Source organism: Sagittula marina (assembly GCF_014196795.1).
Classification (GTDB): domain Bacteria; phylum Pseudomonadota; class Alphaproteobacteria; order Rhodobacterales; family Rhodobacteraceae; genus Sagittula; species Sagittula marina.
The window spans coordinates 24,774-46,074 of the sequence record NZ_JACIEJ010000001.1 but is presented as its reverse complement, the minus strand read 5'-3'; the positions used below and the strand labels follow the sequence as shown (position 1 = coordinate 46,074).

The 21,301-nt window shown below is 55.5% G+C and carries 20 protein-coding genes; 16 read left to right on the top strand and 4 right to left on the bottom strand.

The genetic code is table 11. The annotated features are described in order from the left end of the window. Nucleotides 1-65 precede the first annotated feature (65 nt). Nucleotides 66-572, bottom strand: coding sequence for an FxsA family protein (locus GGQ68_RS00240; protein ID WP_183962296.1), 507 nt, complete (start codon nt 570-572; stop codon nt 66-68). 132 nt (nt 573-704) lie between these two features. On the opposite strand from GGQ68_RS00240, the gene GGQ68_RS00235 reads away from it, so the two are divergent. From GGQ68_RS00235 to GGQ68_RS00225, 3 genes are read left to right on the top strand one after another with little or no spacing between them, the layout of a single operon-like run. Next, nucleotides 705-1,367, top strand: a complete 663-nt coding sequence (locus GGQ68_RS00235) for a Tim44/TimA family putative adaptor protein (RefSeq protein ID WP_183962294.1) — start codon at nt 705-707, stop codon at nt 1,365-1,367. Nucleotides 1,368-1,405: 38 nt separating this feature from the next. Then, nucleotides 1,406-2,407: a murein transglycosylase A gene (gene mltA / locus GGQ68_RS00230; protein ID WP_246429193.1), complete on the top strand. Its 1,002-nt coding sequence runs from the start codon at nt 1,406-1,408 to the stop codon at nt 2,405-2,407. Beyond that, nucleotides 2,404-2,994: a Smr/MutS family protein gene (locus GGQ68_RS00225; RefSeq protein WP_183962290.1), complete on the top strand. Its 591-nt coding sequence runs from the start codon at nt 2,404-2,406 to the stop codon at nt 2,992-2,994. Before mltA ends, GGQ68_RS00225 begins: the two co-directional genes overlap by 4 nt. Here the strand turns inward: GGQ68_RS00225 and GGQ68_RS00220 are convergent. After that, a complete protein-coding gene (locus GGQ68_RS00220; RefSeq protein ID WP_183962288.1) occupies nt 2,991-4,202 on the bottom strand; it encodes an MFS transporter in 1,212 nt (403 codons plus the stop codon). The two genes, GGQ68_RS00225 and GGQ68_RS00220, sit on opposite strands and share 4 nt — an antisense overlap. A gap of 70 nt (nt 4,203-4,272) precedes the next feature. Further along, nucleotides 4,273-5,382: a polysaccharide biosynthesis/export family protein gene (locus GGQ68_RS00215; RefSeq protein ID WP_343055783.1), complete on the bottom strand. Its 1,110-nt coding sequence runs from the start codon at nt 5,380-5,382 to the stop codon at nt 4,273-4,275. 51 nt (nt 5,383-5,433) lie between these two features. Here GGQ68_RS00215 and GGQ68_RS00210 point away from each other — a divergent pair, with 51 nt between their 5' ends. The 13 genes from GGQ68_RS00210 to GGQ68_RS00150 all read left to right on the top strand — a co-directional run bounded on the left by GGQ68_RS00210 (nt 5,434) and on the right by GGQ68_RS00150 (nt 20,770). Next, complete coding sequence (locus GGQ68_RS00210; protein ID WP_183962286.1) at nt 5,434-6,333, top strand: NAD-dependent epimerase/dehydratase family protein; 900 nt, start codon at nt 5,434-5,436, stop codon at nt 6,331-6,333. Beyond that, nucleotides 6,330-6,983 (top strand): sugar transferase, encoded by a 654-nt coding sequence (locus GGQ68_RS00205; RefSeq protein ID WP_343055782.1) that lies wholly within the window; start codon nt 6,330-6,332, stop codon nt 6,981-6,983. Before GGQ68_RS00210 ends, GGQ68_RS00205 begins: the two co-directional genes overlap by 4 nt. 90 nt (nt 6,984-7,073) lie before the next feature. Continuing rightward, nucleotides 7,074-7,913, top strand: coding sequence for a flagellar motor protein MotB (locus GGQ68_RS00200; protein ID WP_183962282.1), 840 nt, complete (start codon nt 7,074-7,076; stop codon nt 7,911-7,913). Nucleotides 7,914-8,047: 134 nt separating this feature from the next. After that, nucleotides 8,048-9,355 (top strand): flagellar hook protein FlgE, encoded by a 1,308-nt coding sequence (locus GGQ68_RS00195; RefSeq protein WP_183962280.1) that lies wholly within the window; start codon nt 8,048-8,050, stop codon nt 9,353-9,355. A gap of 34 nt (nt 9,356-9,389) precedes the next feature. Further along, nucleotides 9,390-10,838 (top strand): flagellar hook-associated protein FlgK, encoded by a 1,449-nt coding sequence (flgK, locus tag GGQ68_RS00190; RefSeq protein WP_183962278.1) that lies wholly within the window; start codon nt 9,390-9,392, stop codon nt 10,836-10,838. 12 nt (nt 10,839-10,850) lie between these two features. Beyond that, the gene (locus tag GGQ68_RS00185) at nt 10,851-11,849 is read left to right on the top strand and encodes a flagellin (protein WP_183962276.1); all 999 of its coding nucleotides are present in this window, start codon (nt 10,851-10,853) and stop codon (nt 11,847-11,849) included. Further along, the gene (locus GGQ68_RS00180) at nt 11,849-12,955 is read left to right on the top strand and encodes a flagellar basal body P-ring protein FlgI (protein WP_183962274.1); all 1,107 of its coding nucleotides are present in this window, start codon (nt 11,849-11,851) and stop codon (nt 12,953-12,955) included. The genes GGQ68_RS00185 and GGQ68_RS00180 overlap by 1 nt, the downstream gene beginning before the upstream one ends. Nucleotides 12,956-13,024: 69 nt before the next feature. Beyond that, nucleotides 13,025-13,894 carry a flagellar motor stator protein MotA gene (gene motA, locus GGQ68_RS00175; protein ID WP_183962272.1) on the top strand — a complete coding sequence of 290 codons (870 nt, stop codon included), beginning with the start codon at nt 13,025-13,027 and terminating at the stop codon, nt 13,892-13,894. Continuing rightward, nucleotides 13,891-16,188: a tetratricopeptide repeat protein gene (locus GGQ68_RS00170; RefSeq protein ID WP_183962270.1), complete on the top strand. Its 2,298-nt coding sequence runs from the start codon at nt 13,891-13,893 to the stop codon at nt 16,186-16,188. The genes motA and GGQ68_RS00170 overlap by 4 nt, the downstream gene beginning before the upstream one ends. Nucleotides 16,189-16,402: 214 nt before the next feature. Beyond that, the gene (gene flhA, locus GGQ68_RS00165; protein ID WP_183962268.1) at nt 16,403-18,484 is read left to right on the top strand and encodes a flagellar biosynthesis protein FlhA; all 2,082 of its coding nucleotides are present in this window, start codon (nt 16,403-16,405) and stop codon (nt 18,482-18,484) included. Beyond that, the gene (locus GGQ68_RS00160) at nt 18,481-19,248 is read left to right on the top strand and encodes a flagellar biosynthetic protein FliR (RefSeq protein WP_183962266.1); all 768 of its coding nucleotides are present in this window, start codon (nt 18,481-18,483) and stop codon (nt 19,246-19,248) included. Before flhA ends, GGQ68_RS00160 begins: the two co-directional genes overlap by 4 nt. Nucleotides 19,249-19,254: 6 nt before the next feature. Continuing rightward, nucleotides 19,255-20,343 (top strand): EscU/YscU/HrcU family type III secretion system export apparatus switch protein, encoded by a 1,089-nt coding sequence (locus GGQ68_RS00155; protein ID WP_183962264.1) that lies wholly within the window; start codon nt 19,255-19,257, stop codon nt 20,341-20,343. Between the two features lies 1 nt (nt 20,344). Then, the gene (locus GGQ68_RS00150; protein ID WP_183962262.1) at nt 20,345-20,770 is read left to right on the top strand and encodes a hypothetical protein; all 426 of its coding nucleotides are present in this window, start codon (nt 20,345-20,347) and stop codon (nt 20,768-20,770) included. A gap of 15 nt (nt 20,771-20,785) precedes the next feature. On the opposite strand, the gene GGQ68_RS00145 is transcribed toward GGQ68_RS00150, so the two are convergent. Then, complete coding sequence (locus tag GGQ68_RS00145; protein ID WP_183962260.1) at nt 20,786-21,298, bottom strand: flagellar basal body-associated FliL family protein; 513 nt, start codon at nt 21,296-21,298, stop codon at nt 20,786-20,788. Between the last annotated feature and the right edge of the window lie 3 nt (nt 21,299-21,301).

The following is a 21,301-nucleotide window of genomic DNA, read 5'->3' as shown; positions in this document are numbered from 1 at the left end:
AAATATTGTCAGTCTTGGGCATAGCAGGCGGGAAGTCGACGCTCAATGCCTACTGCGAAGACGTGTCAATGCCTTGTCCAACCAGACCCGGGATGGTTCGGCGACTTTCCCTTCGGAGCCTCGGTGAACTCTCCGTCGATGACATCCTGCGAGGCCGGCGGCGCGTTGCGTGGATCGTGCGGGCGATGCATGTCTGTCGGTTGCGGCCCCATCTGGAAGCTGCTGACCTTAACGCGCTTGCGTACCCATCCGAAGACAGCAACACGCACCGGCGGTGCCAGCAAGGCAAAGCCCACGGCATCGGTAAAAAAACCTGGCGTCAACAAAAGCGCGCCGGAAATCAGAATCATGGCACCATGCGCCAGCGGTTGGCTGGGATCCTCGAGCTGAGAAAAGCTGCGGCGCAAGTCGTTTATGGCACGCGCACCTTGCTGTTTGACCATCCAAGTGCCGAGAATAGCCGTCAAAATAACGATCAGCAAAGTCGGCCACAGACCGATAAGGCCCCCGACCTGAATGAACAGACCGATCTCGATCAACGGGACCAAAAGAAAGGCCAGAAACAGCCACATAGGTAAATCCTCCGTTTGCCGTGACTGTCGCCCTGCCGAACCTTCGGGCCGGCTTCTGTGGACTTGTCCAGACACGTCACCTACATAGGTATGCAGAACCGAAATTTCCATCCAATGACCTGCGAGGCCTTGATGCAAAGTACGCTTCTCCAGTTGCTTATTCTGGGCGGTATAGTTGTTTTCCTGGTGCTTCGGCTCCGTAGTGTGCTGGGCACGAGAGAGGGATTCGAACGAACTGACGAGACCCAGGCCACGGCACCGGAGCCGTCCAGTCGCAAAGGCTTCGAAGTCATCGAAGGCGGCCCGGATCATGACATCACCGATCACGTTCCCGAGGGCAGCGATTCAGCCTTGGCACTGGCCGAAATGAAACGGATGGAGCCGAGCTTCTCCGCTACTGAATTTCTCTCCGGTGCCCGCGGCGCATACGAAATGATCCTGATGGGATTTGAGCGCGGCGAAATTGAAGAGCTGAAACCGTTCCTTGCCGACGATGTGTACGAAACCTTCGCCGAAGTCGTCGCCAGCAGAAAGGCTCAAGGCCTGACCATCGAAGCACAATTCGTTGGCGTACGGGATCTTGCGCTGAACGAGGCGACTTTCGATGCGGCGACCAACACCGCCGAGATCACTGTGCGCCATGTGGGTGAACTGACCTCTGTCGTCAAAGACGCGACTGGTGAAGTGATCGAAGGCTCGCCGACGGCTGTGAAACGGCAAAAGGATATCTGGACCTACGCCCGTGTCATGGGCAGCTCCGATCCGAACTGGCAATTGGTCGCAACGGACGAATGATCCGTCTGGTCCTCGCGCTCTGTCTGGCCATGGGACCCATGCCCGGATCGGCGCAGGACGCGCCGGACGTCAGCTACGCGGTGCTGGGGTTCGAGGATCTGAATGGCTGGGACGGCGACGACCACGCCCAGGCATTGGAGGTGTTCCGCAACACCTGTCGGGACTTCGACGATCCCGACTGGCGGGCCCTGTGTCGCGTTGCCGACGAGGCCGGCAATGCCAAAGACTTCTTCGAGTTGTTTTTCCGCCCCGTTCAGATCAGCGACGGCACCGGAGAGGCGCTGTTCACGGGGTATTTTGAGCCTGAACTCAGGGGGTCTCCTGTTCCGACGGCGCGCTATCGATACCCGATCTACAAAATGCCCGAGGAGGCGCGGAACAACCGTCCTTGGCTGACGCGTCGTTCTATCCTGACGTCCGGCGTGATGAAAAACCGTGGACTGGAGATAGCCTGGGTTGATGACGCTGTTGAGCTCTTTTTCCTTCAAATACAAGGCTCTGGCCGTGTGCGTTTCCCCGACGGACACAGCATCCGCGTCGGCTATGGGGGATTTAATGGGCATACATATCGTTCCATAGGGCAAGAACTTGTGCGCCGCGGTATCTTCAATATGCACCAGGTTTCGGCCCAGGTGATTGGCAATTGGGTCCGGAGCAACCCATCCGCGGGGGAGGAGCTGTTGTATCACAACGACGGCTACGTTTTCTTTCGTGAAGTCAGCGAAGTGCCGTCAGAACGCGGTCCATTGGGCGCCATGAACCGGTCGATTACGGCCATGCGGTCAGTGGCTGTAGATCCGACATTTACGCCGCTTGGCGCGCCGGTCTGGATCGAAAAAGGGGGGCGCAGCCCTTTGAAACGGCTGATGATCGCGCAGGATACTGGATCGGCCATCAAGGGTGCGCAGCGTGCGGATATCTTCATCGGTACAGGTATGAGAGCCGGTAGGATCGCTGGCAAAATCAAAGACCCCGGCCGTATGATCGTATTGATGCCGATCCAACGGGCGTACGCCTTGCTTCCGGACTGGATTGAATGACCCGCCGTCGAAAACTACACCCCGAGGAGATGGACCTCTGGAAACAGGTGGCCCGCAGTACGGACCCTTTGCCAGATAAGCTGAAGTCGCATCCTGCGCCGACGGTCGATCCGGCGATGTCGCGTCCGTCAGAGCGTAAGGATGCGCCTTTGCAGTCGTTTGATCTGGGTGAGAAAGTTTCCCGAACTGAAACCCACGTCTTTCCCCGCACGACGGCGGATCGTCTGCACAATGCGCCAGTGCGCATGGACAGCAAGGCCTATCAGCGGCTGAAGCGCGGGAAGCTTAAACCCGATGCGCGTATCGATCTGCATGGCATGACCCTCGATCAAGCGCATCCCACCTTGAACCGTTTTATCATGGGCGCACAGGCCAAGGGTCACAGGCTGGTGCTTGTGATCACTGGTAAGGGTGCTCCGCAAGATCCCTATGATCCTGCGCCGCGCCGGCGGGGTGTGCTGAAACAGCAGGTGCCGCTTTGGATGACGATGGCGCCCCTGTCCTCTGCGATTTTGCAGGTCTCGGAAGCGCATCTGAAGCACGGCGGATCAGGGGCTTACTACGTCTATCTGCGTCGCGGGCGTTAAAGTAGCCGGGCCGCACGACGCACCCCAATGACCATGCACACCGTGGCAAACACGAAAAATGCGGCCACGCCAATGTACTGTGTTTCGATCCCGATGCCTGCATCGATCAAGACACCTGTTATGCCCGGCCCCAGTGCAGAGCCCAAAACCATGACCGCAGCGGCCATTGCCTTGATCGCGCCAAGGCTGCGGGTGCCATAGAACTCGGCCCAAAAAGCATTCGGCAAAGTTTGGTTGGCACCAGCGCTTATGGCAAGGAACATCAGACCAAGAAGTGCTGAAAACAGGCTTTGTCCCAACGCGAAAAGCATAAAGGCCGCTACCATCGGCAGTTGATACCAAGGCAGCAAACGGGCCGTGCCAAAGCGATCCAGCAGGCTACCGGAGAGCATCATCGCAGAGACAGCGGCGAGTGTGTACAGCGGGAAAAGCGCAACAAGCTCCAGATGCGACCAGCCTTTGATCTCGGCAAAATGTACCTGTTGGAAAAAGAACGCCGTGTTGAATGCGCTTGGTCCCAGAAGAGCAGGGATCATGAACCAGAATAGAAAATGACGCAGCATTTCAGGCCGTCGCCAGTGCCGACCGAGCATCCCGGTGGCGTGATCCGTTTCCGCATGACTTTGCGGTGTGCGCTCTTGTTTCAGCAAACGGACCAAGACGGGGATCGCCAACAACGCGACAATCGCTGCCCCGACCCATAAGAACCGCCAGTCGACGAAGACCATCAGCGCGACGAAAGCCAGCGGCAAGATCGCCTCGCCGATGGAAAAGCCAAGCGTCGCCACGGACAGCGCCTTGCCCCGTGTGGCCACGAACCAGCGCCCCATGGACACCACTGCGATATGGCTGGTCATGCCTTGGCCGGTAAAGCGCAGTGCGAAGATCACAACGGGAAGCAGTGCCGCCCACATGTTCAACGCCATGAACAGGCAGGCTGCAGAAAGCATCGCCAGAACGATCCCGCCGATAACGCGCGTGCGGAAAATGTCGGTCAAACCGCCAGCCCAGATCATTACGGCGGCTGAAACACTTGTGCCGATGGTGTAGGTCAGGCCCCAGTCGCCGTGGCTGAGGCCAAAGCTCTCGCGGATTTCACCGGCAAAGATTGAGATGAAAAAAGTTTGACCGAAGCTCGACAGGAATGTCAGCAGGATGCCCGCCGCCAGCCACTGTGCATTGTCGAGAAAAAAGCGATAAAGGTTCATGGCATGTGGATGCGTCGGTCATGCAAAATGCGCAAGACCGGAATGCAGGCCGATGCACAAAACCTGCTGATCAGTTTGACATGGCACCGGCCTGAGCCGTCACGCCAAGAAGTGACCCGATCAGACCAAAAATCGTGCGTGCGCTGGTGACAGGGCTTTCTGTTGCCAGCAGCGTATCATCCGGCTGAACCTCGAATTGGCGGGCTGCAAAGAGACCGTCGGCGCTGGTCAGATCAAAGGTAAAGACAACTTGTTGTTTTTGAGGGCCTTTTCCGATCTGATGCGCTGCGTATTCCCGCAGGACCAGCACGCCTTGGGGATCGGCGCGATTGTCTGAGATCCCACCCATGAGCGACATCGCCTCTATAGCGTTGAGCTGGTCCTTAGGGAAATAGATCATGTTTTCGATGCCGGCGGCGCCCAACGCAGTAAAGCTGCGGTCATCTTCCTCCACAACCACGCTGTCACGCGGCCACATCAGAGCATTGCGCGAGCCGTCGGCGAACAGCTCTTTGGCAGAAATGACATAAGTGTTCGACCCGCGCAGCAGTCGTACGTGCGGGTTGCGCATAGAGGCGGGGATACCGCCGGCATCCGCCAAGACGTTCAAGATTTTGTAGTTGCGCGAGGGCATTGGATAGGCCCCTGGATTGACCACACCGCTCACCATATCCACTGCATGGTCTCTTCCTTGGGTCAGGCTCACCTGTACCTGCGCCGAAGGAATGATGGGCTCCAGACGGCTTTGAATGCGCGAGCGTGCGTCGGACGGACTAAGGCCGCGAACGCCTATCTTGTTGATATAGGGTAGGAAAACCGATCCATGGGCGTCGACCTCAAGCCCCTCGATCTTGGTGAAGTTCTGGCCGGGATTTGTCAGAAGAGAATTTTCCTGGCTATCCCAGATCGTCACGTCCAGCAGGTCTCCGGTGCGAATAATCGAAGAGGTGCTTCCGGACGACGTGTTGGGCCAGTGAACAGATTGGTTTCCTCCTGTTTTGGGCCATGTCGCGATGGCAGGCATATTGGCCCGCGTGACCTGAACCACCTGAAAGGTCGGTTGTTCGGCATTCTGTTCTCTAACAACCTCTGATTGGAGCGCGGCCCCACGTGGAAGGCTGCACGCAGAGAGCGCAAGTGTCAGAACGATCATTGGTAAAAGACGCAGCTTCAAACTCACGCCGATCCCCCGAGCGGTGATTGAGTTCTTCTGCATACCCTGTTTACGTCGATGCACTTCATTGGCTTTCTACATCAAACAAGAGAGGCGATCAGCGTGTCACGCGTATGCTTAAAAGAGTGTAAAGTTTTGCTTGGCGCCTCGGGAAAGGTTGGCCGCATGGTCCGCACGCTTATGCAGGGTGACGGCTCCGGTTTGATTTGCCTCGGCCGTTCAGGCGCGCCGGGCGTCATGAAATGGACAGATATCGAGACGCAAAATTTTCAGGGCGTTCAAGCGGTTCTGGCTTTTTGGGGCGTGACGTCTGGCAACGATAGACAACTGTCCGGGAATGCAGAGCTGGCGATCAAGGCGCAGGAGCTTGCCGTCATCCTTGGCGCGGAATTGGTGGTGCACTGCTCCAGCGTTGCGGTTTACGGCGCGCAGGCTGAAGTGTTGACGGAGGACAGTTGCCTGCGTCCGGCGAACGCTTACGGCCAGGCCAAATCTGACATGGAGAAAGCCTTGGCAGATTGGCAGGCATCCCATCCGGACGGGCCGAGGACAATCGTGCTGCGTTTGGCAAATATCGCCGGAGCTGACAGCTTGTTTGGCAATCTGGTTCCGGGCGGTACCGTGAGGTTGCACCGTTTCCCCGATGGGCGAGGGCCGTGCCGAAGCTACATTTCCCCCGTTGATTTAGTCACTGTTTTGGGCCGTTTGAGTTCGTCCGCGGAGATATCCGGGACTTTCAATTTGGGTGCACCGGTGGCGACAGATATGGCGGATATCGTGCGTGCCGCAGGGGCCAAGATTGAGTGGGAAAGAGCACCGAGAGATGCGATTCAGGAAGTTGCCGTCGACATGACACAGCTTGTCTCGCATCTGCCTGGCCTGTCTCTGGCTCATGACGCGACGACGCTTGTCTCGGACGTTCACGCGGCGGGTGGATGGTCGGGGAACAGTTTGTGAGCGGTCGCGGCCGAATTGCCGGGCTGACGCGCGTCCTCGATGTGGTCTATGCAATTGGGCTAGGGATCTTGCTTTCGCCGTTGATCCTCTTTGTTGCGCTGGTTGTCTGGTGGCGCGAGGGCACACCAATCCTCTTCAAAAGCGAACGGATGCACGCGGTTGATCAGCCTTTTTTGCTGTGGAAGTTTCGTACGATGGAACCTGTGACACAGGACCAGGGCGTGTCCGGCGGAGACAAAGCTGCACGGATAACGCCGACGGGCAAATGGCTGCGCAGAACACGGCTTGATGAGCTGCCTCAGCTTTGGAATATTCTCCGGGGCGATGTGGGTTTCGTCGGGCCGCGCCCTCCGCTGCGGCGTTATGTGGAGATGTTTCCAGAGCTTTACGCCGACGTGCTTCGGGAGCGGCCCGGCGTGACCGGACTTGCAAGCATGATCTACCATGGTCATGAGGAACGCCTCCTGAGCAAAACCGAAACGGCCGCCGAAACGGAACAGGTCTATTGCCGCCGTTGCATTCCGACGAAAGCGCGGCTGGACTTGGTATATGCCCGTCGGCGCACGCCTTGCACGGATATGCGCCTTATGTTTGCAACGGTTTTCCGGCGGGTATCGATGCACGACCGTCGTCCGGTAACGAAGCGTTAACCGACATTTTAACTGCGCATTTTTATTTATTAAGCCGAAGGTAAGCTGCGACCGCTAGACCTGCCCTTGGTGGGAGAAAAGGTGAGTGGGATGGCGAGCAACAATGAGCTGGCCCCGATCATCATCAAGCGCAAGAAGGTCGTCGGGGGTGAAGGCCACCATGGCGGCGCGTGGAAGGTAGCATATGCGGACTTCGTGACCGCTATGATGGCTTTCTTTTTGTTGATGTGGCTGCTGAACGCGACGACGGACAAGCAGCGTAAGGGGATTGCAGATTACTTTACACCGACTATTGCGATAGCTCGGCTATCGGGGGGTGGGGATGGATCTCTCGGAGGAGATTCCGTCTTTTCGGAAAATACGCTGCCACGGATGGGGACAGGCGCGACCAGTCTGAACGCAGCCTCGATACGTGGTGATACAACAACGGATTCCGAAGGCAAAAGTGACGAGGAATCCGCCGAGGCAAATGAGCAGTTCAAGGAAGTCGAAGACATGCTCATGGGCCGGGGCGGTGAAAGTATGGTCGCCGACGAACTTATGCAGCACATTGTCACCCGTGTCACGGATGAAGGCCTGGTGATTGAGCTGTTCGAGACAGAGACAGCGCCGCTGTTCACGGGGGCGGCTACGCCGACTCCCCTGCTCGAAGATCTTGCGGTTGTTTTGGCGCGCGCGTCCGAGATTGTGACAAACGCAATGGCCATCGAAGGGCATACAGCGGCCTATCCTTTGGTTCTGGCAGAGGATCCGTCGTGGAATGTTTCCGCGCTGAGGGCGTCTGTTTTCCGAGAATTGCTGACGGGTGACGGGCTGGACCGAAAAAGAGTCCAGCGCCTGACCTCGCACGGCGATAGAGAACCCTCACATGCGAACCCAATGAATGTTCGCAACAATCGGATTGAGGTGGTATTTCTGAGAGACATTTGATCCGGATCTGACCCGGGCAAAGAACCGGGTTTCGTGGGGAAGAATTGATCGGATTTTAGCTGTTAGCCGGGCGTTAAACCCGTTGGCCTTACTAGTTGTCTCGAAATTCGAACGAGACAGCAGAAAGGCGTGTCATGACAATCTCATCATCCCTCAACGCAGGCGTATCAGGACTGGCGGCCAACGCTAACCGCTTGGCCACCATCTCTGACAACATCGCCAACTCCTCCACGCGGGGGTACAAACGCGTGGAGACAGAGTTTGCGGCAATGGTGACGGCCGGGCGCGGTGGTACTTACACAGCGGGCGGTGTGCGCACCACGACCAATAGACTGGTGTCTGAAAACGGCGCGCTTGTGTCTACAAACAACCCTACTGACCTTGCGATCAGAGGTTCAGGTTTCTTGCCTGTAGCGCAGGCGACGGAAGTGCTTGCGGGGAACGGGAACCAGCAAATGTACTTGACAACGACAGGCTCGTTTCGCCTGGACGCTGATGGATATTTGCGTAGTGAATCTGGACTGATGCTCATGGGCTGGGCGGCCAATGCAGATGGCACCATTCCGACCAACGCGAGGGACACCTCTGCAAGCCTTGAACCGATTCGAGTTGCTTTAAATCAATACCTCAGCGAGCCAACGACTTCCGTCACTATGGGTGTGAACTTGCCTGCGACGGAAACCACTGCAGGGGCAAGTGGCGACTCGCTTGAACTTCCGGTGGAGTATTTTGACAATTTGGGCCGGTCTGAATCGTTGACAGTCAGCTTCACGCCGACTGTCGCTGCCTCCGGATCTTCGAACGAATGGACGATGGTCATTAGCGATTCAGCGAGCGGCGGCGCAGTCATAGGTGATTACACGGTAACCTTCGACGACACGCCCGCCGCCGGTGGGACACTCTCCAGTGTGAGTGCACCGCTGACCACCGGCGGCACGTACGTTCCGGCAACCGGGTCGGTCATTGTGAGCGCAGCGGGTGGCCCCATCGAATTGACAATCGGCCAACTCTTTACGAACGGCGGTTTAACCCAGCGCTCGGACAGCTTCGCACCGTTGAACATCGCAAAGGATGGTTCTCCTGCCGGGCATATCTCGTCGGTGGAGATCGATGAAACCGGCCAGGTGTTCGCACACTCCGACACAGGGATCAGCGCGTTGATTTATCAGGTGCCCCTGGTCGATGTGCCGAACCCGAACGGTATGATTGCCTTGAACGATCAGATTTACCAGCCGTCCCAGGAAAGCGGCAGGTTCTTTCTGTGGGATGCGGGTGATGGGTCTACAGGCCAGATCGTGCCCTATGCTCGGGAGGAATCCACCACCGACGTAGCTGGGGAACTGACTGACATGATCCAGACACAGCGCGCGTATTCTTCGAACGCCAAGGTCATTCAGACGGTCGACGAGATGTTGCAGGAAACCACGAACATCAAGCGCTGACGCCAACTCATAGCTAAAGCAAGGAGGGCAAAAAATGTCCCTGTCGAGTGCTTTGAACAATGCCTTTACAGGCTTGAAAGCGAATACGCGCGCAGCTGGCGTCGTTTCGTCCAATATTTCGAACGCATCAAACGAGGCCTATGGCCGTCGCGAACTCGGGCTTTCCGCGCTGAGCGCGGGGAACCTCGGGGGAGTCAACGTAGCCTCGGTGATACGGCACTCCGACCCCGCTTTGCTGGCGGATCGCATGGTGTCCGATGCGCGGCTTGCCTACAGCAATGACATGTTCACCTTTGCTCAGCGATTGGAAGACATGGTTGGGGAGTCAGGAACAGCGGGGTCCCTGACCGATCGCGTTACCGCATTCGAAAATGCGCTGTTGTCAGCGGCGTCCAATCCATCGTCGACCCAGAGGCTGGAACTGGTGGCCACCAATGCCCGAGATCTGGCCACCACTTTCAACGAACTATCCAAAGAAGTGCAGGTCTCCCGGCAGTCAGCGGACACGGCAATTTCCCTTCAGGTCCGGGATTTGAACGACGCTGTATCGCGGCTGAAGGATATTAACGAAGTTATCGTCAAGGCAAAGGCCACAGGTACGGAAACGGCATCTATCCTTGATGAGCGCCAGGCCATCCTAAATCAGATATCGGACATTGTTCCGCTGCGTATTGTCGAAAGAGATAAAGGCGAAATTTCTCTTTTTACGCGAAACGGCGCAACACTTTTGGATGGCATGGCTTTTGAGGTTGGCTTCTCCACCACAGGAGCAATTGATGCGAGCACCACTTTTGCCAATGGATCACTGAAAGGTCTGACGCTGAATGGTAAGGCTGTTTCTGCGGCAGACGGCGGTATGTTTGCAGGCGGCAGCCTTGCGTCAAAGTTCGCCATTCGTGACGAGGCTGGAGTTTTGCGGCAATCCGAACTGGACGGCATGGCACGCGATCTGATCGAACGACTTGGTCCCGGTGGGCCGGATACGACCTTGGCCGCAACCGCCCCAGGCTTTTTCACTGACAATGGAGTGGCTTTCGTCGCGGCAAGCGAGGCAGGTATCGCCGGTCGTATCTCTTTGAACGCTATGATCGAACCTGCGTCGGGGGGCTCATGGCGCATTCGCGATGGTCTTGGCGCGGCCACGATGGGCGAGGTGGGCGATGCAAGCCTGATTAAGGGCATTGCCGACATCCTTGGCGAGCAGATTGCGCCAAGTTCCGGGGCGCTGTCTCCGGTCGCACGCAGCTTTGTCGATCATGTGTCTCAATTCTCTTCTGCCATGGTTGGCGAGCGGGTACGATCGGAAAATGCCTTTATCTTTCAAACCGCGCAAAACACCACGCTGAAAGAAATGGAATTTTCCAAAGGTGTCGATACAGATCAGGAGCTTCAAAAACTCCTTCAGGTTGAGCAGTATTACACCGCAAATGCCAAGGTCATCTCAACCGTAGATAGCCTCTTTGAGCGTCTGCTGTCAATTTAAGGGGGAATTGAAATGGAAGTTGTTGGTGATATGTCCCGCGTTCTTGTTTTGCGCACGAACCAAGTAAAATTGCGGGAAGAAATGGATAAGCTAGCGGTCGAAGTGGCCACGGGCTTTGTAAGAGATGCAGGGCAACATCTGAAAGGCGACTTGACGGGGCTGCAGGCGATTGACCGCTCCCTTTCCCGGCTTGAGGCATATTCTGTCAACACCACGGAGGCCACCTTTCTTACTGGTTCGATGCAGGTCACTTTGGGCGAGATCCAAAGCCGCTCCGAAACTATTTCGCAAACTCTGATCTCCGCGGAGCTAACGCCCAACGGGTCTCTATTGGCCACCATGTCAGAAGACGCCGAAAATGCGCTGAGCCAGACCCTGAACGGTCTGAACCGCAATGTTGCCGGGCGGTTCTTGTTTTCTGGCACAGCCACGGATCGTCGCGCGGTTGAAGGCGTGGATGATGTGTTGACCGACGTGCGAACGGCCTTGATCGGGGCAACCTCAGTCGCAGATGTCGAAACTGTGCTAGACACATTTTTTGGCGCCGGTGGGACTTATGAGACGACCACCTATCAAGGCTCCAACACAGCGCTGTCACCCATGCAGTTGAGCGAGACTGAATCGATTAATGTCGATATTCGCGCCACCGATCCTGTGTTTCGCGAGGTTCTCAAGCCCTTGATCATGGCGGCACTGGCCACCGATGTCGCGCTTGGGTTTTCGCAGGATGTCCAGGTCGAGATGATGGCAAAAGCTGGTCGTGATCTATTGGGCGCTCAGGAAGGTCTCGTGGAGCTGCGGGCTGGCCTCGGCGCCTTGGAGGCGCGAGTCGAAGACGCAGACGCGCGCAATTCTGCAGAAATAACCGCAACCAGCATGGCACGGCTCGATCTGGTAGGGGCTGATCAATACGAATCCGCCTCACGATACGAGAACATTCGGTCCCAGCTGGAAAGCCTTTACGCGATCACGGTCCGGTCACAACGCCTATCGCTAGCGGAGTTCCTCTAATGTTCAATGTCCTCGGTATGCTTCTGGCTTGCCTTACGCTACTCGCGTCACCCGTCGCGGCGCAATCCGTCCGTATAAAGGATTTGGTAGAGGTCGATGGCGTTCGATCCAACGATCTGGTGGGTTACGGCCTCGTGGTCGGCCTGAATGGCACGGGCGACGGGTTGCGGAATTCGCCGTTTACCGAGGAAATCATGCAGAACATCCTCGAACGGCTTGGCGTGAACGTCACAGGTGAACAGTTCCGTCCAAGAAACGTGGCTGCGGTCTTGGTCACGGGCCGCTTGCCAGCCTTTGCGCGGACTGGGGGGCAGATCGACGTCACGGTGTCGGCCATTGGTGATGCAGGTAGTTTGCTGGGTGGGACGCTCATTATGACGCCGCTCAATGCAGCGGATGGACAGATCTATGCCGTTGCTCAGGGGACTGTGATTGCAGGAGGCGCCGCAGCGGAGGGCGACGGCGCTCGGGTCGTGCAGGGCGTGCCGACCTCCGGTGTGATCCCCTCGGGTGCGCGGGTTGAGCGGGAAGTTCCGTTCGATTTCACGAGTCTAACCACTTTACGCCTTGCGCTACGAGAGCCTGATTTCACCACGGCGGCGCGGATCGAGGCGGTCATCAACCGATCCCTTGGACGACGCGCGGCAACGATGCTGGATGCCGGCACGATTACGCTGGATCTGGCGCGGGCTGGAACCGGCTCGCCTGCCCGCACGATCGTGTCGATTGAAAATCTTGCAGTGGAGCCACAACGGCGCGCACGGGTCGTGGTCGATCAACGCTCTGGCACAATTGTCATGGGCGCGGATGTAAGAATTTCGCGGGTGGCCGTGTCGCAAGGTGGCCTGACGCTCCGGATCGAAGAAGCCCCAATTGCGATTCAGCCAAATCCCTTCGCCGAAGGGGAGACGGTTGTGGTGCCGCGCACCGGCGCCGCCATCGAAGAGGAGCCCGGCATTGGTTTAGCCGAAGTGCCCACCGGCACTAACCTATCGGAGGTGATCGCAGGTCTCAATGCGCTGGGCGTCGCGCCGCGCGACATGATCGACATCCTCAAAAGCATCAAGGCTGCTGGCGCGTTACATGCCGATTTCGTCGTGATGTGAAGTTGAAACAGAGGGTTTCTTAACGGCTCACTGTCAGTCTGGACCTGGTTATGGATCGGGAGAGCGAGAATGCTCGGAATTATTGGTTTAGTCGTCTTGTTCGCCATGGTGTTCGGCGGCTATCTCGCCGCTGGCGGCAAGATGGGTATCATCCTCAAAGCTATGCCATTTGAATTCATGATGATCGGGGGGGCAGCAGCAGGTGCCTTCATGATCAGCAATGACGGCGCTACCGTGAAACATACGCTCAAGGACCTGAGTAAGGTCTTTAAAGGGGCCAAATGGAAGCATGAGGACTATCGAGATCTGTTGTGCCTGCTGTTTGAGTTAATCCGTCTGGCACGGCAAAATCCGGTCGCCATCGAAGAGCATATCGAAACACCATCTGAATCTACAATATTCGGTAAATATCCAAAGATCTCGGCGGACAAGTATGCGCTTGAGTTGATTTGCGATACGATGCGCTCCGTTTCCATGAATTACGACGACCCGCATCAAGTCGAAGAGGTCTTGGATAAACGCCTCGATGGTATGGCTCATCATTCGCAACATTCGAGTCACGCCCTGCAATCCATGGCTGACGCTCTGCCAGCCTTGGGAATTGTCGCTGCGGTATTGGGGGTGATCAAAACGATGGCCTCTATCGACCAGCCGCCGGAGGTCCTCGGTAAACTGATCGGTGGCGCCCTTGTGGGAACGTTTCTGGGCGTTTTTTTAGCCTACGGAATTGTCGGCCCCTTCGCGACAAAAGTCAAAGCCGTTGCTGAGGAAGACATGCACTTCTATCACCTCATCCGTGAGGTTCTGGTGGCCAACCTACACAATCATGCAACCAACATATGCATCGAAGTAGGTCGCCAAAATACGCCTGGACACTTCCGACCCAGCTTTGAAGATCTTGAAGAAGCTTTGAAATCGGTGAAGCAGGAGGCAGCATGAGGCGCCTGATTATCGCTCTATTAGTTTCGTTCATTCCTTCGTCTATTTTGGCGCAAGAGGTTATTGTACGCACGGGTGAGCATGGGGATTTCACTCGTCTCGTCATGCGCATACCTGCCGGCGCGAATTGGTCCATAAAAGCCGATCCAGCTAAAGACAAAATGATCGTTGAGCTGAGGGGGCAGGATGCTGAATTCGACCTTAGTGCAGCGTTTCAACGTATAGATCGATCCCGGATCTCTGAACTTACTCGGACGGCAAGTGGTGGACTTGAAATTGAACTCGGCTGCGATTGCGGTGCCGAAACTTTCGTGGCAGATGGCAATCTATTGGTTATCGATGTGAGACCGGGTATCTCTATGCCTGAGAATAGCGGTTCAATAGTTGCTACCAATGAGCCAAATTTACCTGCACCCTCTGCGCCGCAGGTAATGAACCGAGAAGACGCGCCGTTGCTCTCGGATTTAGGGCGCGTTCGCGTTGGAGCCTCTCCCGGTGTCGGCCCATTGAAACAGCCGGATCCTCTTTTGCCAAGGTTGCCGACGCGGATGTCTTTTGATGCGGAGATGAAAGAAAATAAGCCTGAACTGCCAATAAGCACCTCTTCGCGAGTTGGCGGGCAGATTGCCGAAGATCTCGCCGCCGCTGCGACGGCCGGGCTTCTCACGCCGGCTGTTAGGACGGTACCTGGTCCACTTGGTTCGACATCCTCAGAGCAAGTAGATCGTTCCATTGCGGCTGAATCTGCTTCGACCGCCGACTTGGCCATACAGATCGTCGAAGGTTTCACTGGCGCAGATCGATCGGGATTATCTAGCAGCCGGGTAAGTTTGGGAGGAGAAAATTGTATAGCCGATGGAAAGCTCGAATTGGCGAACTGGGTCGATCCAGATACTGATGCAGCAACGGCTTTTGCTGAATGGCGAAGTGATCTATTCGGAGAGTTCGACAAGATAAATCCAAAAAAAATAAATGGTTATGCGCGCGCGTTGATCCACTTTGGTTTTGGTGCAGAAGCCCGTCAGGTTCTTGACATGGACCCTGATGTTGCAGACCAAACATTGGTTTCACTCAGCTTTCTTGTCGATGGTGAAAATGATCCAACGGGCATATTTAGCGGTCAAATGGAATGTTTGGGCGCTGCTTCTCTTTGGTCTGTTTTGGCAGATGAGCGGCTAGGCGCAGAAGATACTTTCGATCAAAAAGCTGTCCTTAGAGCTTTCGAAAACCTTCCAAGTCACCTCAAAAGACACCTTGGTCCCATTCTGGCTCAAAAATTCGAAGCAGCCAGTTACTCTGATAGCGCCAAGGAAGTCTATCGTCGTCTTGAGCGCTCTTTAGGGGAGGAAACCCCCTCCATTTCCTTGGGACGTGCGCAGATCGACCTTGCAGCCGGGAAGCTGAATGCGGCCGAACAGAGGTTGAAACCTCTTTCAGAGCAAGGAAGCCCGGAGACGCCTGAGGCAATTGTGGCGCGAGTTAGAATTGCTGAGGCAAAAGAAGAGAAACTGCCAGAACGGATCTTGGATCTTGCTGAAGCATATTCGAACGAGCTACGCGACAGTGCAGAAGGTGTCGATCTTTGGCAGGCACATTTACGGGGTCTTCTTTTGAATGGAGCCTTTGAACAAGCTTTTGGGGTATTGCAGCAGGGAAAATCAATCCCACAGGATGTGATGACTGATATGAATGAAGTGGCGGTGGGTTATCTAGTTGAAAAAGCCGAGGATATCACTTTTCTTAAGCTGGTCGTCCCGATGCAAGCAGTAGCGAACGCAGCCCCTTTGCGTGATCGGACGCTTCTGGATATTGCGGATCGTTTGGTGAAAATCGGCATGCCTGAACCAGCGTTTTCCTATTTAGATCAAATTACCAATCCAGAAAGTGACCGTGCAGTTCGCCTGATCCGTGCAGCGGCCTTGCTCGACACAGATCAGCCGGCGGAAGCCGAAATACACTTGGTCGGCCTGAAGGGGGAGGACGTTTCCAAGTTGCGGGCGGAAGCTCGGCGTAAAATGGGCGACCACACGTTTGCAGGTGAAATTTATGAGCAACTGGGAGAAGAGGCTGACGCAACAACACAGGCGTGGCTTTCCGGAGATTGGGAGCAGGTGGCGGATGACTCTAATAGCGCGTTCTCAGAATCGGCACGTCTTTTGCAAACAGCTCAGCCAGCGCTCGATTCAGCAATTCCAACTTTGGCCGAAGTTGAAACGTTGACTGATCAAAGTTCTAGTTCTTTGAATACATTGCGGACTTTGCTCGATGCCACGCGAATTGAGCCCGGAAATTGACCTTTCCTTACTAATTTTAAAGACCTTAGCCATAATTTTAAATATCTGCAACCTAAGCGAGGCCAAGAAATGGCGACTCACCAACCAGAATGGTTCATTTTAAAAATATTTATCGAGAAAATAGCTTATTGGGTGGTGTTGTGAAAATAACAACACCCTTTGGATATACAGAGATTCTTTTTTGTTTCATGCGTTTTAAAAAGGGGGGGATGAGATGAAGTTTCGAGCCGCAGAGCTTTTTAGACCCACTGTTCTGATGGCTTTGGCTTTGATGGCCATCATCGTCATGATGATCCTACCAATGCCATCTTGGGTGCTCGACATAGGATTGGCGGCGTCTTTTGGTCTCGCTATCCTCATTTTCACGGTCACTCTTTTCATTGAACGACCGTTGGACTTCTCGGCTTTTCCAACGATCCTGCTCACGTCCTTGATGCTGCGCCTGTCTCTGAATGTCAGTTCGACAAAACTAATTATCGGCGAGGGTCATACCGGTACTCATGCTGCGGGCGAAGTTATACAGGGGTTCGCAAACTTCGTCATGGGAGGCAGCGTGTTTCTTGGCCTAGTTGTGTTCGGCGTACTGATGATTGTGAACTTTGCAGTTATTACAAAGGGTTCAGCCCGGATGGCCGAGGTTTCGGCGCGTTTTGCTCTAGATGCAATGCCTGGTAAACAGCTTGCCATTGATGCTGATATGTCTGCGGGCGCCATCGACCATGCGGAGGCCAAAGCCCGCCGTGAACAAGAACAACAGGAAACCACATTCTTCGGGTCTTTGGATGGTGCGTCTAAGTTCGTTAAAGGGGACGCCGTTGCTGGCCTGCTGATCACTCTGCTGAATCTCGTAATGGGTGTCGTAATGGGCATCGCCGTGCATGACATGGCCGTCGGAGACGCGCTCGAAACCTATTCTATTCTCACGGTCGGTGACGGTCTGGTTTCGCAGATTCCAGCTGTAATCATCTCGATAGCCTCCGGTCTTTTGTTGGCGCGTGGCGGTGCAACAGGGGCGACAGATCTTGCAGTAGTTGGTCAGCTCGGAAAACATCCTTCAGCGCTGGCGACGGTTGCAATTCTCATGGTTTTGTTTGCGCTCGTCCCCGGACTGCCGTTCATTCCATTCATCATTGGAGGAGGTCTTCTTGGTTGGATGGCATGGCGACGCGCAACGCGTCCAGCCGAGCCTGAGGCCTCTGAGATGATCGAAGATGAAGTCGAGGAGCCTGCCCACCAGCGTATGGGAGACGTGCTGGACCTCGACGACATACACGTCGAATTTGCGCCCGACCTGGTGAACATGGTTCTGGACCCAGGCACCGGTTTGGACATCCGGATATCCAACATGCGCACGCATATTGCATCCAATTTCGGCCTCATTTTACCTGAAATTCGCCTGACCGATGCGCCGTCTTTGCCGACCGGGACTTATGTTGTTCGAATTCATGGTGTCGAAATGGCCCGGGGCGAACTCAACCCAGATATGGTTATGGCGTTGCTTCCGGATGCGAAGGATTCCCTACCCAGCGGACGTGACGTGACTGAGCCAGTGTACGGTGCGCCCGCGCGCTGGATCAGGCCGGAGGAACAAGATCGGGCCGCCATCACGGGAGCTACGATCGTGACGCCGACCGAAGTTCTTGCGACTCATCTTCTTGAAGTCATTCGTCGCAACTTTGGGCGCCTGTTGTCGCTCAAGACCTTGCGGCGACAGTTGGATGAGATGGTCACGTTGACTAACGCGAACCGGGCCGAGGCAAACCGACGCCTGCTTGATGAACTGATCCCTGAGAAGGTTCAGATCGATACGATGCTGCAAGTCTTGCGTTTGCTGCTGGACGAACAGGTTTCAATCCGCAATTTGCCTTTGATTTTGGAGACTATCGCCGAAATGCGTGGTCAACAGACCCAGCCAGAGGCGATTTGTGAGCATGTTCGCCAGCGTCTGGGTTTCCAGTTGGTGGCCGGAATGCGGCGCGACGATGGCACCATCCCGTTGGTCCAGCTCTCGCCAGAGTGGGAGGAAACGTTTCAAGCCTATCAAGTGGAAAGTAACCACGGCGCGTTGGACGTTGCCTTGCCTCCGGATCGGTTTGAGTCTTTGACAACAGGATTGGCCAACACCATTGGTGACGCGGGCAACCGCGGCGTGTTCCCTGCTGTGGTAACGTCCGCACGGAGACGTCGATTCTTGCGCACAGTCATGGTGGCCAAAGGGCTGACTAATCCGGTGCTCTCCTTTGAGGAAATTGGTTTGGAGGCACGTCCTTCCCTTGTAGGAGTGGTGGCGGCTTGATTGATGTCACGTCTCTCCAATCGCTTATCGCCGAGCCATTGTGGATCGCTTTTGCGGTTTTCCTCAGAATTGTGGCGGCTGTAAATGTCTTGCCAGTCTTTGGTGAGCAGATCCTGTCGGTTCGGATCAAATTGGTGCTCGCCTTAATGCTGACCTTGGTTATCCTGCCGACTGTCGCGCCGACACTGTCGGTGCCGCCCGCAGGCTTGAACGGGTTTCTGAGACTAATTGCTACAGAGACTTTGTCAGGGCTTTTTCTCGGCCTGATGCTGCGGATGTTCATCTTTGCGATCCAAACAGCCGGGGCGATAGCGGCCCAGTCGACATCGTTGTCTCAACTCCTCGGGCAGTCTGGCATGGACCCCCTTCCTGCCATCGGTCACATCTTGACCATGGGGGCCTTGGCCTTGCTCATGACCACCGGATATCACATCAAGGCGGCAAGTTTTCTTGCTCTATCTTATGAAATTCTTCCAATCATGGAATTTCCAAACCCATCATCGATTGCAGAGGCAGGGCGGGCGCAGGTCGGTCGCAGCTTTGCGCTCGCTTTCACCTTGGCGGCGCCATTTGTGATTTTGTCAGTGATCTACAATCTAACGCTCGGCGCTATTAATAAAGCAATGCCACAGCTGATGGTCGCATTCGTTGGTGCACCTGTGATTACCTTCGGGGCCATCGCAACGCTGTTGGTGGCCTCGCCCTTCATGCTTGCGGCTTGGTTGACCGCACTTGAAGGGTTCTTAGCCGCGCCGTTCAGGTAGCGCGCGATGGCTGATCAGGACGAAGCATCTGAAAAAAGTCACGAGCCTTCTCAACGAAAGCTCGATCAGCAGCGGAAGAAGGGTGAGATTCCGCGCGCCACGGACCTCAATACAGCCATGGGGTATTTGGGGCTTCTGATTTGTGGTTTGTCTGTAGGAGGCTACAGCCTATCCACCTTCGCGAATGGAGTTCTACCACTCCTGGAACAACCAGATCGTATGGTTGATATATATTTACGAGACGGAGGATCTGCGCTTATCGGCGCATTGCTGTTTTCAGCCTTCGTACCGGTTCTGCCGCTTTTTCTGACGCCAGCGATATTCGTTTTGCTGACCCTATTCGCAATGCAGGGATTCACCTTTTCAGGCTCAAAGTTGCAGCCCAAAGGATCACGCATCAACCCTATCGAAAATGCCAAGAACAAGTTTGGCCGCAAGGGGCTGTTTGAGTTTTTCAAGAGTTTTGTGAAACTCGCAGTGTATTCCATCTTGCTCACCTTGTTTTTGCGCAATCAGTTGGACGCAATTATCGGAACAATTTTCGGTACGCCTGGTGAGGCAGTTCTGGTGATGACCGACCTTATGCTTCGCTTTTTGACGGTGGTTGTGTTGATAGCCATGGTCATCGGCGGAATAGATGCGTTTTGGCAGCATGCGGAACACATTCGCAAAAATCGTATGTCTTTTAAAGAAATGAAAGATGAGCACAAGGAATCCGAAGGCGATCCGCACATGAAGCAACATCGTCGGATGCGCGCACAGGAGCTGGCGATGAACCAGATGCTCCGTGACGTACCCGACGCTGACGTGGTTATCGTCAATCCCACCCACTATGCGGTTGCTCTCAAATGGAGCCGCCTTAACGGGGCGGCCCCAACGTGTGTGGCAAAAGGCACCGATCATGTTGCTGCGCGTATCCGCGAGTCGGCAAGCGACGCTGGTGTGCCAATCCACTCGGATCCGCCAACAGCACGCGCACTGTTCGCGACAACTGAAATCGGCAACGAAATCCCGACCGAGCATTATCGTTCGGTCGCAGCGGCGATCCGCTTTGCGGATAGCATGCGGATGAAGGCACGCAACGCTCGGAGGTAGGATGACGAAGTACACTGAACTGGCGAGTATTACCCGGATTATGCTTGAGAAAGATCTGGATCAGCATCGAAAAAGCCTGGACCAAAGTCGTCAGATTGCAGGGGAATTGGCCCAAATTGATGCCATGCGTGCCGCAGCGCAAGCTGATGCAGGCGCTATCAGTGCTCGCCAAATGTTGGGGGCCGACACGTTGTGGCAGGGGTGGCTGCTGCGAAAGCGGGCGGATATCCAGCGGCGTGCAGCGCAAGCCCGGGCGCAGGAGATGCAGACTTTGGCTGTTGCACGGGTCGCATTCTCCAGAACTCAGGCGGCTGAAAACCTCGTGGAGCAGGCCCGCACGGAAAACCTCCGCAAGCGGCAACTTGCGGAGGCAGATACAATTGACGCTTTGGGTCAGTTGAGGCGGATGGTGGATTCCGACCAGTAAAGCGGCATTGCGCGCTCAGGTGTCTTGGCGCGCAATTTCCGTAATGAGCACATCCGCAACATCTTTTCCCAGCACGGCGCGGGCCGCATCCACCAGAGACCTGCGCAGGATGTCCATTCGGTCACTTTTGGTAAATGAACCTTCGAACCCCCCGATATTTGCGTGGTCGAACATGACCTGTAAGAAAACGTCGCGGAGTTTAGGTTCCCGCGAGTAGACAGCCTCTGTTGTGCCAGTGCGCACTTCAAGGCTCAAAGAGGCCACAACCATAGCCTGCACACGCTCTGTCCCCATGATGGGGATAATGAATTGATTGCTCATCTTCACGAACTCGGTTTGCGTAGGGGCATCGACGTCTACTGCCTCTTCTCCGTCGACGGTTTCATGATGAACCTCGCCATCTGGAGGCACACATTCGACAGCTGCCAGGTCCTCTGGCGCGGGCGATGGCTTGAGCATGATGCCGGCACCAATACCGGCACCAGTTCCGATCAAGGCCAAAAGAATAGGCAGAAGTTTTTTGATCATGCG

Excerpts from the sequence above, each read along its gene's own strand:
- GGQ68_RS00240 (WP_183962296.1), bottom strand. The coding sequence starts at position 572 with ATGTGGCTGTTTCTGGCCTTTCTTTTGGTCCCGTTGATCGAGATCGGT.
- GGQ68_RS00235 (WP_183962294.1), top strand. The coding sequence starts at position 705 with ATGCAAAGTACGCTTCTCCAGTTGCTTATTCTGGGCGGTATAGTTGTT.
- mltA (WP_246429193.1), top strand. The coding sequence starts at position 1,406 with ATGCCCGGATCGGCGCAGGACGCGCCGGACGTCAGCTACGCGGTGCTG.
- GGQ68_RS00225 (WP_183962290.1), top strand. The coding sequence starts at position 2,404 with ATGACCCGCCGTCGAAAACTACACCCCGAGGAGATGGACCTCTGGAAA.
- GGQ68_RS00220 (WP_183962288.1), bottom strand. The coding sequence starts at position 4,202 with ATGAACCTTTATCGCTTTTTTCTCGACAATGCACAGTGGCTGGCGGCG.
- GGQ68_RS00210 (WP_183962286.1), top strand. The coding sequence starts at position 5,434 with ATGCACTTCATTGGCTTTCTACATCAAACAAGAGAGGCGATCAGCGTG.
- GGQ68_RS00200 (WP_183962282.1), top strand. The coding sequence starts at position 7,074 with ATGGCGAGCAACAATGAGCTGGCCCCGATCATCATCAAGCGCAAGAAG.
- GGQ68_RS00195 (WP_183962280.1), top strand. The coding sequence starts at position 8,048 with ATGACAATCTCATCATCCCTCAACGCAGGCGTATCAGGACTGGCGGCC.
- flgK (WP_183962278.1), top strand. The coding sequence starts at position 9,390 with ATGTCCCTGTCGAGTGCTTTGAACAATGCCTTTACAGGCTTGAAAGCG.
- GGQ68_RS00185 (WP_183962276.1), top strand. The coding sequence starts at position 10,851 with ATGGAAGTTGTTGGTGATATGTCCCGCGTTCTTGTTTTGCGCACGAAC.
- GGQ68_RS00180 (WP_183962274.1), top strand. The coding sequence starts at position 11,849 with ATGTTCAATGTCCTCGGTATGCTTCTGGCTTGCCTTACGCTACTCGCG.
- motA (WP_183962272.1), top strand. The coding sequence starts at position 13,025 with ATGCTCGGAATTATTGGTTTAGTCGTCTTGTTCGCCATGGTGTTCGGC.
- GGQ68_RS00170 (WP_183962270.1), top strand. The coding sequence starts at position 13,891 with ATGAGGCGCCTGATTATCGCTCTATTAGTTTCGTTCATTCCTTCGTCT.
- flhA (WP_183962268.1), top strand. The coding sequence starts at position 16,403 with ATGAAGTTTCGAGCCGCAGAGCTTTTTAGACCCACTGTTCTGATGGCT.
- GGQ68_RS00155 (WP_183962264.1), top strand. The coding sequence starts at position 19,255 with ATGGCTGATCAGGACGAAGCATCTGAAAAAAGTCACGAGCCTTCTCAA.
- GGQ68_RS00150 (WP_183962262.1), top strand. The coding sequence starts at position 20,345 with ATGACGAAGTACACTGAACTGGCGAGTATTACCCGGATTATGCTTGAG.
- GGQ68_RS00145 (WP_183962260.1), bottom strand. The coding sequence starts at position 21,298 with ATGATCAAAAAACTTCTGCCTATTCTTTTGGCCTTGATCGGAACTGGT.